Below are 12,191 nucleotides of genomic sequence, written 5' to 3' on the forward strand. Positions count from 1 at the left end.
CGGGTGAGGCGTGCGACACATCCCGTCACCTCCGTCCGCGGGCGCACCGGCCGCCGCCCCGTGGCCCGGTCTGCACCCACCGCGCGGGCCGGGTCCGCTGCCCCCCCGCGTCACCGCGCGGGCCGGGTCGGATCGTGCGGGCCGGGTTCCACTGGCCCCGCGCGGCTCAGGCGGCCGGCACCTCGCTGGACGGCGGCCGTGTGGTGCCCGGGCGGGAGCGGACGTCGTCGCTGCACTCGTAGCGGCGCAGCGGCCCGCCGTCCGGGCCGCCCAGGATCACCGAGCCGTCGCCCTCGGCCGCCGTGGAGTCGGAGAAGGTGCAGACGACCTGGGCGAGCGCGTACGAGGCCAGCTGCTCGGGTGCCGTGCTCAGCCGCAGCGTGTCCTCGGGGTCCTTGGCCCGCGGCCCGCTCACCGTCATGCCGCCCCGCACATACGTCGCGTAGCCCGCGTTCCGCTCGCCGTCGGACGGGGTCCGCGCGAGCTGGTCCAGCAGCGCCTGCGCCACCAGCACCCGGCGCCGGCTGTCCGCCGTGCCGGCCGGGACGGTCACCGAACGGTCCACGGTCACCAGGGACGAACCGCACAGCAGGAACACCTGCACGGGCACACCCCGCGTGGTCTGCGCCGACGGGTCCGGCTCCGACAGCGAGCACGGCACCCGTGAGGGCGCCCCGCCGAAGTCCGTCGGCACCTGTGTGGCGCGGATCCCGCAGCCGGCCAGCAGCACGGCGAGCACGGGGACGGCCAGCAGCCGCCGTATCCGCATCACGCCTCCCCCGCGTCGTCGCCCCGGCCGCCGCCGGCGTCGGCGGCGGCCGTCTCCTCGGTCCGCCGTGTCAGCTCGGAGGCGTCCCGGGGCAGCCGCAGCGTGAACACCGCACCGCCCTCGGGCGAGTTGGCGGCGCTGATCTCGCCGCCGTGGATGTGGGCGTTCTCCATGGCGATGGACAGGCCGAGCCCGCTGCCGTCGGAGCGCGGGCGGGACGCGCTGGCCTTGTAGAAGCGGTCGAAGACGTGCGGCAGCACGTCCTCGGGGATGCCGGGCCCGTGGTCGCGGACGGCGATGACGATCTGCGAGCCCTCGTGCGCCCCTGCTGCCCCGTCGGCCCCCTCGCCCCGGTCGGCCCCGTCGTCCGGTTGCTCGGCCACCCGCACCGAGACCCGCACCGGCGAACCGCCGTGCTTGAGCGCGTTGCCGATCAGGTTGGCGAGGATGACGTCGAGGCGGCGCGGGTCGAGCCGGGCGTGGATGCCGCGCTCGGCGTCCAGTTCCACCGCGTCCAGCCAGGCCCGGGCGTCGATGCAGGCCGTGATCTGGTCGGCGAGGTCCACGTCGTCCAGGACCAGCCGGGCGGTGCCCGCGTCGAACCGGGTGACCTCCATCAGGTTCTCGACCAGGTTGTTCAGCCGCCGTGTCTCGCTCACCACCAGCCGCACCGCGGGCTCGATCATCGGGTCCACGCTCCCGGACTCCGACTCCAGCTCCTCCTCCAGCACCTCCGTCACGGCGGTGATGGCGGTCAGCGGGGTACGCAGCTCGTGGCTCATGTCGGCGACGAAGCGCCGGGACGCCTCGTCCCGGGCGGCCATGTCGGCGACCCGCTTCTCCAGCGCCTCCGCCGCGTTGTTGAACGTCCGGGAGAGATCGGCCAGTTCGTCCGTGCCGGACACCCGCAGCCGGGTGTCCAGCCGGCCCTCGCCGAGCCGCCGGGCGGCCACGCCCAGCCGGTGCACCGGCTTCAGCACGGTCGTCGCGGCGGCCTGCGCGAGCAGCGCCGCGCCGATCAGCGCGAGCCCGGTGGCGATGCCGAGCGACCAGGCCAGGGAGTTGAGGTCCTTCGCCTCCGCCTCCAGGGACTTGAGCATGTAGCCGGTCGGACCGCCGCCGATCACCTTCGTGCCGGCCACCAGATACGGGGTGCCGTGCTCGTCGATGCGCTGCCAGTACAAGTGGTACGGGGACTTGTTGCCGGTGCCGTTGCCCGGCGCCTGCTGCTTGCCCACGGCGGTGCGCAGCGACTCGGGCACGTCCTCCAGCGCGAATCCGTTCAGCCCGCCGGAGTTCCCGTACACCGTCTTGCCGGTTGCGTCCTGGCCGACCAGCAGCACGCTGAAGCGCTCGCTGCCGCCCGCCATCTGGCTCGCGGTGCGCTGCAGTTCGTCCTGGGTGGGCTGCGCGGGCAGCGTACCCGCGCGGTTGTGCATCTCCTGCCGGAAGTCGCGCAGCGCCGAGTCCTGGGTCCGGGTGAGCACGGCCTCCCGGTTGAGCCAGTAGGCGATGCCGGACGCCGACACCGCGGCCGTCAGCGCGACCAGTGCGAAGACCACGACCAGCCGCAGCCGCAGACTGGTGAAACGCAGCCGTGACAAGGCTCCCCTGCGACCGTCGGCCCAGCCGCGGAGCCCTCGTTGCGCGTTGGTCACTGAGGGTCGTCCAGGCGGTAGCCGACACCACGGACGGTACGGATCAGCGTCGGGGAGGACGGCACGTCCTCGACCTTGGCGCGCAGCCGCTGGACGCACGCGTCGACCAGCCGCGAGTCACCGAGGTAGTCGTGTTCCCACACCAGCCGCAGCAACTGCTGGCGGGACAGCGCCTGGCCGGGCCGCCGGCTCAGCTCCAGCAGCAGCCGCAGCTCGGTCGGGGTGAGCTGGAGGTCCTCGCCGTTCTTGGTCACGGTCATCGCCGAACGGTCGATGACGAGGTTCCCGAACGTCGCCGAGTCGCTGGACTCCCGCTCCCCGCGGCGCAGCACGGCCCGGATCCGGGCGTCCAGCACCCGGCCCTGCACCGGCTTGACGACGTAGTCGTCGGCGCCGGACTCCAGCCCGACCACCACATCGATGTCGTCGTTGCGCGCGGTCAGCAGGATGATCGGCAACTGGTCCGTGCGCCGGATCCGCCGGCACACCTCGAATCCGTCGATGCCGGGCAGCATCACGTCCAGCACGATCAGATCCGGCCGCTGCTCACGCAGCAGTTTCAGACCGTCCTCGCCGGTGGCAGCGGTGGCCACCCGGTGTCCCTGGCGCGTCAGTGAGAGCTCCAGGGCCGTCCGGATGGCGTCGTCGTCCTCGATCAGCAACAGGGAAGGCACGAGGCTCATTCTGGCCCATGGAGGGGGTGTCGTACGACCTGTGGGTCGAGCGGATGCCCGGAAACCCCTATACCGCCACGGCCCGTGCACGCTCTGTGAATCCAGCGTGCCGGGCCCCTGTGACACGTCTGTGACAGTCGGGGGACATGGCCATGAAGTCGCCCCGGCAGGCTTTTCGGCACAGGCAAGGAAGAACCGAACACCGAAGTCCACGACAGGGGGCGTGAGATGAACACGCTGCACGGTATGAGCACCACCGCAGTGGTCACGCGCCTGCACGACGTGAACCGGGGTTCGGAGAAGTCCGGTGCCGGCACCTCGCTGCTCGGGGGAGGGCGGGGGTGCGTCCGCGGTGCCGGGCGCCAGCACACCGCGTACATGGCGGTGGTCGACGCACGTACGGGGGCCGGCAGCACCGAGGCCCACGGGGGAGCCGCGTACGGGGAGGACTCGGGGGAGCGCCGTTCGTCCAGCGAGGCGGAGTTCACCGCCTACGTCGAGGAGCGCCGCGCCTCCCTGTACGCCACTGCCTACCACCTGACCGGTGACCGGTTCGAGGCCGAGGACCTGCTGCAGAGCGCGCTGTTCTCGACGTACCGGGCGTGGGACCGGATCAGCGACAAGGCGGCGGTCGGCGGATACCTCCGCCGGACCATGACCAACCTGCACATCAGCGCCTGGCGGCGCCGCAAGCTCAACGAGTACCCGACCGAGGAACTGCCGGAGACGCCCACCGACACGGACGCGATGCGCGGCACCGAACTGCGTGCGGTCCTGTGGCAGGCGCTGGCCCGGCTGCCCGAACTCCAGCGCACCATGCTGGTCCTGCGCTACTACGAGGGCCGTACAGACCCGGAGATCTCGGACATACTCGGCATAAGTGTCGGCACGGTCAAGTCCAGCATCTGGCGGTCGCTGCGGCGGCTGCGTGAGGACGAGGTCCTCAGCTTCGGCCGTGACGAGGAGAGCGCCTTCGGCGAACTGGTCGCCTGAAGGTAGGGGGGCACGGGGGTCCCGAGGGGGGACACGGGGGCACGGGGGATACGGGGGAGACCTCGGGGGATGAGCGGGACTGGAGGGCCGGGGGGTCCGTCCAGTCCCGCTTTCCGTGTGTCCGGCCGGTCTCGCCCGCCCGTGTGCGCGTGCGGTTCCGCTTCCCGTGGGGCGGGGCGGCCGTGCCGGGGCCGGCCGTCGCGGCGCCTACGCCGGTGTCTGCCTCTGGTCCTCCGGCTGTGTCCGGGGGCGGGCCCCCGTCGCGGGCCGGGGCCGCGGGGCCGTGGCCGCCGAGGCCAGCCGGCCCAGCGCCTCGTCCCGGTCGCAGGCGTGCGCGCCCAGCGACACCTGGCGCGCGACGATCGACCGCTCCGCACGCATCAGCCGGACACCGCGGCGCAGCAGGAAGGGCACCGACTTGCGGCCCTCCCTCAGGTCCCGCAGGAAACGGCCGCTGAACGTGGCGAGCGGACCGCGGCTCAGGCACAGCGCGTCGGCCAGCAGGCCGAGTTCACGGCAGCGTGACACGATCTCGGCCGCGAAGACGCCCTCCGCCACGAACAGCGGGGTGCGCCCGATGTGCAGCGCCGTCTCGGCGGTGCGGGCGCTGCGCGCGATGTCGTAGACCGGGACGGTCGTCGACCCCGTGGCGCACAGCCGGGCGATGGCCTCGACGGCGACGTCGGCGTCCCAGGACAGCGGATGGTCCCAGTCGATGTCCGAACTTCCCGCCACCCGTGGCAGCGTCGGGTCGTCGCCCTCCTTGTAGAAGTCGTCGAGGCGCAGCACGGGCAGCCCGGAACGGGCGGCGACGCGGGACTTTCCCGAGCCCGAGGGGCCGCACAACAGCACCACGCGGGCGGGAGACGGGGGATGAATGCTCACGGAACACCAGTTTGACGTAAGACTCGGCTCTTGCCGACCCCGCGGGTCGGCTTTGGAGCGCACACCACACCTCAACTACCCTATGTGTCGAAATTGTTACTCTTTGCACTCATAAGGTGGCATCAGTGATGGCCGGACGCACCTCCTCCCAGCACCGCACGGCGCAGCGCGCCCTGATCGCCCTCGCGACCGCCTCGGCAGCCCTGGGCGCGGGTACGGCGACGGCGGCCGCGGCCACCGAACCGGCCGTGGACCTGCCGCAGCAGCCGGCCTCGCTCGGCCGCCTCGACGCGCAGGCGGGCCTGGCGGGCGTCACCGGCTCGGTCCCGTACGTCACCGGACCGGTCACCGGGCTCAAGCCCAACCCCCTCGCGGGCACCGGTGTCGATCCCCTCGACAACGGTGTCGGCACCCAGCTCGCCGACTTCAAGCCGCTGAACAGCCAGGCCGTGACCCGGCCGGTGGCCCAGGCCCAGTCGGTCGGCGCGATGCCGGTGGTGGGGCAGGCGGCGGGGCTGGTCGGGGGTGGGCAGGGCTGAGGTCCGTACACGACGGCGTACCGGGCGCCGGTCTCCTCCCGCGCGCCGGGAGGTGATCGGCCGCCCGGAGAGGAGAGCCGCGCCTCCCCCGGACGGAGGGGAGACGCGGCTCTCGGTTCGGGGCGCGGGCGGTGCTCAGTACGACGAGCCCGACGCGCCCAGCGAGCCCGTCGGATGCCAGACCGTCTTCGTCTCCAGGAACGCCGTCATGCGGTCGGTGCCCGGCACCGCCGACCAGTCGTCCACAGGCTGTGGACGCAGGACGCGCTTCAGGTTGTCCGCCGCCGCGATCTCCAGCTCCTTCGCCAGATCGGCGTCCGCGCCGGCCAGGTCGACCGCGTTGACGTCCTGGTGCGCGGCCAGCGGCGCCGCGATCTCCGCCGTACGGCCGGAGAGCACATTGACGACACCGCCGGGCACGTCCGAGGTGGCCAGCACCTCGGCGAGGGAGAGCGCCGGGAGGGGGGCGCGCTCGCTCGCCACGACCACCGCGGTGTTGCCGGTCGCGATCACCGGGGCGAGCACCGAGACCAGGCCCAGGAAGGACGACTCCTGCGGGGCCAGCACGGCGACCACGCCCGTCGGCTCCGGCGAGGAGAGGTTGAAGAACGGGCCCGCGACCGGGTTCCCGCCGCCGACCACCTGGGCGATCTTGTCGGTCCAGCCCGCGTACCAGACCCAGCGGTCGATCGCCGCGTCCACCTGCGCGGCGGCCTGCGCCGCCGACAGGCCCTCGGCGTCGGCGACCTCGCGCACGAACTGCTCGCGGCGGCCCTCCAGCATCTCCGCGACGCGGTAGAGGACCTGGCCCCGGTTGTACGCGGTCGCGCCGGACCACCCGCCGAACGCCTTGCGCGCGGCCACCACCGCGTCACGGGCGTCCTTGCGCGAGGCCAGGGGCGCGTTCGCCAGCCACTCGCCCTTCCCCGCCGCGTCCGCGGCTGATGCTCCTGCTGTCACCTCGTACACCCGGCCGCTCTCGGAACGCGGGAACTTGCCTCCCACGTACAGCTTGTAGGTCTTGAAGACGCTGAGACGGTTGCTGGGACTGCTGCTGGGACGCCGTGCGGCGGAGCCGCTCAGGGACACGTGGTCAGACATCGAGGTACGCCTCCAGGCCGTGGCGGCCGCCCTCGCGGCCGAAGCCCGACTCCTTGTAGCCGCCGAACGGCGAGGTCGGATCGAACTTGTTGAACGTGTTGGACCAGATCACCCCGGCCCGCAGCCGGTTGGCCACCGCCAGGATGCGGGAGCCCTTCTCCGTCCAGATGCCCGCCGACAGGCCGTACGGCGTGTTGTTGGCCTTGGCGACGGCCTCCTCCGGTGTGCGGAAGGTGAGCACCGACAGCACCGGGCCGAAGATCTCGTCGCGGGCGACGGTGTGCGCCTGGGTGACGTTCGTGAACAGCGTCGGGGCGAACCAGTAGCCGGCGGACGGGAGGTCGCAGGCCGGGGACCAGCGTTCGGCGCCCTCCGCCTCGCCCTGCTCGGCGAGCGCGGTGATCCGGGCCAGCTGCTCGGCGGAGTTGATCGCACCGATGTCGGTGTTCTTGTCCAGCGGGTCCCCGAGGCGCAGGGTGGCGAGCCTGCGCTTGAGCGAGTCCAGCAGCTCGTCGTGGATCGACTCCTGGACCAGCAGCCGCGAGCCCGCGCAGCAGACCTGGCCCTGGTTGAAGAAGATGCCGTTCACGATGCCCTCGACCGCCTGGTCGACGGGGGCGTCGTCGAAGACGATGTTGGCGCCCTTGCCGCCGAGTTCGAGGGTGAGCTTCTTGCGGGTGCCCGCGACCGTGCGGGCGATCGCCTTGCCGACGGCCGTGGAGCCGGTGAAGGCGACCTTGTCGACGTCCGGGTGCGCGACGAGGGCCGCGCCGGTCCTGCCGTCACCGGTCACGATGTTGACGACACCCCTGGGCAGGCCCGCCTGGCGGCAGATGTCCGCGAAGAAGAGGGCGGACAGCGGCGTCGTCTCGGCGGGCTTGAGGACCACCGTGTTGCCGGTCGCGAGCGCCGGGGCGATCTTCCACGCCAGCATCAGCAGCGGGAAGTTCCACGGGATGACCTGGCCGGCCACGCCCAGCGGCCGCGGCGACGGGCCGAAACCGGCGTGGTCCAGCTTGTCCGCCCAGCCCGCGTAGTAGAAGAAGTGCGCGGCCACCAGCGGCAGGTCGGCGTCCCTCGTCTCCCGGATGGGCTTGCCGTTGTCCAGCGTCTCCAGGACGGCGAGTTCGCGGCTGCGCTCCTGGATGATCCGGGCGATGCGGAAGAGGTACTTGGCGCGCTCGGCGCCGGGCAGCGCCGACCACGTCCCGAACGCCTTCCGGGCGGCGCCGACCGCGCGGTCGACGTCCTGAGCGGTGGCCTGCGTGTACTCCGAGAGCACTTCCTCGGTGGCCGGCGAGACCGTCTTGACCAGGTCTCCGCCCGAACCGTCGACGAACTCCCCGTCGATGAAGAGGCCGTACGACGGGGCGATGTCGACGATCGCGCGCGACTCGGGCGCGGGCGCGTACTCGAATGCCATGGGTCAGTCCACCGTTACGTAGTCGGGGCCGGAGTAGCGGCCGGTGGCCAGCTTCTGGCGCTGCATCAGCAGATCGTTCAGGAGCGAGGAGGCGCCGAAGCGGAACCAGTGGTTGTCCAGCCAGTCCGGGCCGGCCGTCTCGTTGACCAGGACGAGGAACTTGATCGCGTCCTTGCTGGTGCGGATGGAGCCGGCGGGCTTCACGCCGACCTGCACGCCGGTCTGGGCACGGAAGTCGCGCACCGCCTGGAGCATCAGCAGGGTGTTCGCGGGCGTGGCGTTGACGGCGACCTTGCCCGTGGAGGTCTTGATGAAGTCGGCGCCCGCCAGCATGCCGAGCCAGGACGCGCGCCGGATGTTGTCGTACGTGGCCAGCTCACCCGTCTCGAAGATGACCTTCAGGCGGGCCTGCGCGCCGCAGGACTCCTTCACGGCGACGATCTCGTCGTACACCTTCAGATACCGGCCGGCCAGGAACGCGCCGCGGTCGATGACCATGTCGATCTCGTCGGCGCCCGCGGCGACGGCCTCGCGCACGTCGGCCAGCTTGACGTCCAGCGCGGCACGGCCGGCCGGGAAGGCGGTGGCGACCGAGGCGACCTTGACGCCGGAGCCCGCGACGGCCTCCTTGGCGACGGCGGCCATGTCGGGGTAGACGCAGACGGCCGCGACCGTCGGGGTCGCATGGTCCGTCGGGTCCGGGTGGACCGCCTTGGCGCCGAGCGCCCGGACCTTGCCCGGGGTGTCCGCGCCTTCCAGCGTCGTCAGGTCGACCATCGAGATGGCGAGGTCGAGGGCGTACGCTTTCGCGGTGGTCTTGATGGAACGGGTACCGAGCGAGGCGGCGCGCGCCTCCAGGCCGACCGCGTCGACGCCGGGCAGCCCGTGCAGGAAGCGGCGCAGTGTGCTGTCGGACGCCGTGACGTCGGCGAGAGCGTGGGCCGCGAGTGCGGGATCAGTGGTGGGCATGGTCACCAGACGAGCATATCTACGCGCGTAGCGGCTGTACAGCCCCCTGAACAGGGCGGACGCGGGCGGCCGGCCGGTCCCGGCAGCCGCCCCGTTTCGCCCTGCGGACCACCCCTCTTCCGGCGCGCGGGCCGGGGCCCGACCAGGTGCCGCGGGGAGGTCCGCCGACGGCGTCGGGCAGAATCGGGACCATGACGACCCCGGACCACCCGTCTCCCACGCCGCAGTCCCCGCTGCCCACCGCCAAGGACCGGGTGTACCGTTCGCCCGCCGCGCTCGCCGGCGGGGTGCTGCTGCTCGCCCTCATGCTGTGGCTCGGCTTCGACGCGCTGTTCACCGGGCACGGCCGGGCCCCGTGGCTGGCCCTCGCCACGATGATCCTCCTCGCGCCGCTGCTGGCCGCCTTCACCCTGCGTCCGGCCGTGTTCGCGGGCGAGGACCGGCTGCGGGTGCGCAACCCGTTCCGGGTGATCACCCTGCCCTGGGGCGAGATCACCGGACTGCGCTCCGGTTACTCGAACGAGGTCGTCGTCAAGTCCGGCGCCAAGTACCAGCTGTGGGCCATCCCCGTCTCGCTGCGAGCCCGCAAGAAGGCGGTCCGGCGGCAGGCGCGGGCCGAGACGGCGGCGCGTCCCGGCGGCCGGTCCGGCGGGTCGGGCGAGTCCGGCACGTCCGGCCGCAGCCGGGCGGGCGCGGTGGCCGGTGCGGGCAGCGGCGCGGCCTTCGGCTTCGGCGGCGGCCAGGCGGACGGCGCCGAGCCGTCCGCGCCGGTGCGGGCGGAGACCGACCAGATCATGGACTACCTGCGCGAGACGCTGGAGCGCCGGCAGCAGGAGCGGACCGCCCAGGGCGAGATCACGGTGCGCTGGGCGTACGAGGTCGCGGGCCCGATGGTGGCCGGGGCGGTCCTGCTGGCGATCCTGCTCGCGATGGGCTGACCCGGGACGGCCGCCGGGGGACGGGCCGGGGGCCCTCGGCCGTCCGCGCGGCAACGTCGCCCCGACGCCTCGGTGAGCGCTTTCCCCGTGTCTTTCCTAGAGGTTGCCAAGGGGATACATCCGGATGAAGCGTGGCCGCGGCCGTCAGTTTTGTCCGCGCGCCCGTACTCCTGTCTCAGTAGATTGCAGGTGCCGCCCATAACGCCGTACCTGCGGGTTTTACTCTTCTATTGGGCGGCGGGGGTGGGGACATGGAGCGGTCCGGAGAGACGGCGAGACCCGCCGTCGCCGCGGCGGGAATGAGATGTCAGGTCGACATCGACGGCCAGGGCAGATTCGGCTGGCGCCTGGTGGCGCCCAACGGGCGGTCGGTGGCGGTGTCGCTCACCTGGCACGACACCCACGCCCGATGTCGCGCCGCGTTATACCGGCTGTGCACGTGCCACGCCGACATGGGCGGTGGTGTGCAGCACAGCTCCGACGGTGGCGGCTGGGTGTGGGCCGTGTGGGACCGGACGGGCCGGCACCTGGCCGGCTCGGCGCGTACCTACGAACGGCACGCGACGTGCCGAGCCTCCTACGACCGCTTCCGCGCCCTGCTGGCCGAACTGTCCCTGGCGGGGCCCGAATTGTGGGGCGATTGATCTGTGCCTCGGGCTGAGGCCCGAGGATTCCGGCCTTCTCGATCGTGCCGTGCCGCTACGCAGCTCCGGGCTCGGTCGGGAATCCGTGGCTTCCTGTCTTTTTGCGCTGCGCCGGGACCGCTCCTGGTCCTGCCGGTGCTCCGCAGGCCGATACCGCCGGTCCGGCGGCCGTCTTCACGTTGATCGCGGCGTTGGTGTCCCGGGGCATTCCCGTGTGCCGGCATATCGGCATACCGGCAGCCCCCGCGACGGGCCCGGGCCGAGCCGGCGTACTGGCACGGCCCGGTACCGGCCGCCCGGCCGAGGCGTGCCCGGCTGGATTGCCGGACCGCTCGCGCGGGCGGTCCGTGCGGGGCGGCCGGTGGGGGTGGAGCCCGGCCGGAGTCCGGGTACCGGACGGTTCTCGTGCGGCGCCCTAATCCCAACTGGTCTTGTTCGAGGGCTGGTTGAGGGTGGGAGGGGCGCGACGGATGTTGCCCTTAAGGGGGCTGTAGTTAACCTCTCGGGATGCGCATGTCAATGGACCGACCGCAGCGTCGGGGGCGTGCCCATGTTGAAGAGACAGCCCCTGCCCGCGTCCGCGGGGGCCGATGACGTACCGAGACGCCTGTACGCCGACCCTGGCCTGCCCGACCGGATCTTCCGCTTGGTGCTGCGCGGCGGCGGTGGCCTCGTGCTGGCCGTCATGCTGCTCGTGGGCGGTTTCCTGCTCTACCGGGCCTGGCTGGCGCTGGACAAGGCCGGCCTGTCCTTCCTGACCACCGCCCAATGGGCGCCGGACGCCGGACGGTTCGGTATCGCGGCCGTGCTCGTCGGCACCGTGCTGATCGCCGTCGTCGCTGTGGCGGTGGCCGTGCCGCTGGCCACCGGCGCGGCGCTGTACATCGCCGAGTACGCCCCGCCACGGCTGCGCCAGACGCTGATCAGCGTCGTCGACCTGATGGCCGCGGTGCCGTCGGTGGTCTACGGCCTGTGGGGCGTGTTCTTCCTCCAGGACAAGGTCCTGCCCACCGCCCGCTGGATCTCCGCGTACTTCGGCTGGATCCCCGTCTTCGATGTGAAGGGGGCCGAGGCGGACGATCCGCTGGCACCCGAGAGCGTCTACACCTCCTCGACCTTCATCGCGGGTCTGGTGGTCGGCATGATGATCGCGCCGATCATCTGCTCGATCATGCGCGAGGTCTTCTCCCAGGCGCCCGCCGGCGAACGCGAGGGCGCCTACGCGCTCGGTGCGACCCGCTGGGGGATGATCCGCAGCGTGGTGCTGCCCTTCGGGCGCGGCGGAATGATCGGCGGCACGATGCTCGGGCTCGGCCGCGCGCTCGGCGAGACGATCGCCGTGTACATGATCATCTCGCTGACCTTCGACATCCAGTGGCACGTCCTGCAGGCCGGTACCAGCTCGGTCTCCTCACTGATCGCCCTGCGCTACGGCGAGGCGAGCAAGTTCGGCATGTCCGCCCTGATGGCGGCCGGTTTCACCCTGTTCGTCATGACCTTGATCGTCAACTTCGCCGCCTCGACCATCGTCGCCCGCTCCCGTTCGGGCGCGGCGAGCGACGCCTGAGGCCGGCTTCTTCCCCTGCACCGCCAACCCC

The 12,191-nt window shown here is 72.3% G+C and carries 12 protein-coding genes; 5 read left to right on the forward strand and 7 right to left on the reverse strand.

Going from position 1 to position 12,191, the window contains the following annotated elements:
* Window positions 1-166: 166 nt before the first annotated feature.
* From ACFYPJ_RS09055 to afsQ1, 3 genes are read right to left on the reverse strand one after another with little or no spacing between them, the layout of a single operon-like run.
* On the reverse strand, window positions 167-769 hold the full coding sequence (locus ACFYPJ_RS09055; RefSeq protein WP_389012720.1) for a hypothetical protein: 603 nt from the start codon (window positions 767-769) through the stop codon (window positions 167-169).
* Window positions 769-2,427, reverse strand: a complete 1,659-nt coding sequence (locus tag ACFYPJ_RS09060; RefSeq protein ID WP_389012723.1) for an ATP-binding protein — start codon at window positions 2,425-2,427, stop codon at window positions 769-771. The genes ACFYPJ_RS09055 and ACFYPJ_RS09060 overlap by 1 nt, the downstream gene beginning before the upstream one ends.
* Window positions 2,424-3,101 (reverse strand): two-component system response regulator AfsQ1, encoded by a 678-nt coding sequence (afsQ1, locus tag ACFYPJ_RS09065; RefSeq protein ID WP_389012726.1) that lies wholly within the window; start codon window positions 3,099-3,101, stop codon window positions 2,424-2,426. Before afsQ1 ends, ACFYPJ_RS09060 begins: the two co-directional genes overlap by 4 nt.
* Window positions 3,102-3,329: 228 nt before the next feature.
* On the opposite strand from afsQ1, the gene ACFYPJ_RS09070 reads away from it, so the two are divergent.
* The gene (locus tag ACFYPJ_RS09070) at window positions 3,330-4,094 is read left to right on the forward strand and encodes a SigE family RNA polymerase sigma factor (protein ID WP_389012729.1); all 765 of its coding nucleotides are present in this window, start codon (window positions 3,330-3,332) and stop codon (window positions 4,092-4,094) included.
* A gap of 207 nt (window positions 4,095-4,301) precedes the next feature.
* Here the strand turns inward: ACFYPJ_RS09070 and ACFYPJ_RS09075 are convergent, their stop codons facing one another.
* Window positions 4,302-4,946, reverse strand: coding sequence for a uridine kinase (locus tag ACFYPJ_RS09075; protein WP_389012983.1), 645 nt, complete (start codon window positions 4,944-4,946; stop codon window positions 4,302-4,304).
* 161 nt (window positions 4,947-5,107) lie between these two features.
* On the opposite strand from ACFYPJ_RS09075, the gene ACFYPJ_RS09080 reads away from it, so the two are divergent.
* Window positions 5,108-5,518 carry a hypothetical protein gene (locus ACFYPJ_RS09080; protein WP_389012732.1) on the forward strand — a complete coding sequence of 137 codons (411 nt, stop codon included), beginning with the start codon at window positions 5,108-5,110 and terminating at the stop codon, window positions 5,516-5,518.
* Between the two features lie 135 nt (window positions 5,519-5,653).
* On the opposite strand, the gene ACFYPJ_RS09085 is transcribed toward ACFYPJ_RS09080, so the two are convergent.
* Genes ACFYPJ_RS09085 through deoC form a run of 3 tightly spaced genes read right to left on the reverse strand, consistent with a single transcriptional unit; the run spans window position 5,654 to window position 9,011 of the window.
* Window positions 5,654-6,619 carry an aldehyde dehydrogenase family protein gene (locus tag ACFYPJ_RS09085; protein WP_389012734.1) on the reverse strand — a complete coding sequence of 322 codons (966 nt, stop codon included), beginning with the start codon at window positions 6,617-6,619 and terminating at the stop codon, window positions 5,654-5,656.
* Entirely contained in the window at window positions 6,612-8,042 is a 1,431-nt protein-coding gene (locus tag ACFYPJ_RS09090) for an aldehyde dehydrogenase family protein (protein WP_389012737.1), read from the reverse strand. Before ACFYPJ_RS09090 ends, ACFYPJ_RS09085 begins: the two co-directional genes overlap by 8 nt.
* A 3-nt stretch (window positions 8,043-8,045) precedes the next feature.
* Window positions 8,046-9,011, reverse strand: coding sequence for a deoxyribose-phosphate aldolase (gene deoC, locus ACFYPJ_RS09095; protein WP_389012986.1), 966 nt, complete (start codon window positions 9,009-9,011; stop codon window positions 8,046-8,048).
* 191 nt (window positions 9,012-9,202) lie between these two features.
* On the opposite strand from deoC, the gene ACFYPJ_RS09100 reads away from it, so the two are divergent.
* The 3 genes from ACFYPJ_RS09100 (at window position 9,203) to pstC (ending at window position 12,160) form a co-directional block, all read left to right on the forward strand.
* Complete coding sequence (locus ACFYPJ_RS09100; protein WP_389012740.1) at window positions 9,203-9,949, forward strand: PH domain-containing protein; 747 nt, start codon at window positions 9,203-9,205, stop codon at window positions 9,947-9,949.
* A gap of 251 nt (window positions 9,950-10,200) precedes the next feature.
* Complete coding sequence (locus ACFYPJ_RS09105; RefSeq protein WP_389012743.1) at window positions 10,201-10,593, forward strand: hypothetical protein; 393 nt, start codon at window positions 10,201-10,203, stop codon at window positions 10,591-10,593.
* Between the two features lie 550 nt (window positions 10,594-11,143).
* Entirely contained in the window at window positions 11,144-12,160 is a 1,017-nt protein-coding gene (pstC, locus tag ACFYPJ_RS09110) for a phosphate ABC transporter permease subunit PstC (RefSeq protein ID WP_389012989.1), read from the forward strand.
* Window positions 12,161-12,191: the final 31 nt, after the last annotated feature.

The organism is Streptomyces sp. NPDC006012 (assembly GCF_042871185.1).
Classification (GTDB): domain Bacteria; phylum Actinomycetota; class Actinomycetes; order Streptomycetales; family Streptomycetaceae; genus Streptomyces.

Coding starts and splice junctions, on each gene's coding strand:
- ACFYPJ_RS09055 (WP_389012720.1), bottom strand. CDS start 769: ATGCGGATACGGCGGCTGCTGGCCGTCCCCGTGCTCGCCGTGCTGCTG.
- ACFYPJ_RS09070 (WP_389012729.1), top strand. CDS start 3,330: ATGAACACGCTGCACGGTATGAGCACCACCGCAGTGGTCACGCGCCTG.
- ACFYPJ_RS09080 (WP_389012732.1), top strand. CDS start 5,108: ATGGCCGGACGCACCTCCTCCCAGCACCGCACGGCGCAGCGCGCCCTG.
- ACFYPJ_RS09085 (WP_389012734.1), bottom strand. CDS start 6,619: ATGTCTGACCACGTGTCCCTGAGCGGCTCCGCCGCACGGCGTCCCAGC.
- ACFYPJ_RS09090 (WP_389012737.1), bottom strand. CDS start 8,042: ATGGCATTCGAGTACGCGCCCGCGCCCGAGTCGCGCGCGATCGTCGAC.
- deoC (WP_389012986.1), bottom strand. CDS start 9,011: ATGCCCACCACTGATCCCGCACTCGCGGCCCACGCTCTCGCCGACGTC.
- ACFYPJ_RS09100 (WP_389012740.1), top strand. CDS start 9,203: ATGACGACCCCGGACCACCCGTCTCCCACGCCGCAGTCCCCGCTGCCC.
- ACFYPJ_RS09105 (WP_389012743.1), top strand. CDS start 10,201: ATGGAGCGGTCCGGAGAGACGGCGAGACCCGCCGTCGCCGCGGCGGGA.
- pstC (WP_389012989.1), top strand. CDS start 11,144: ATGTTGAAGAGACAGCCCCTGCCCGCGTCCGCGGGGGCCGATGACGTA.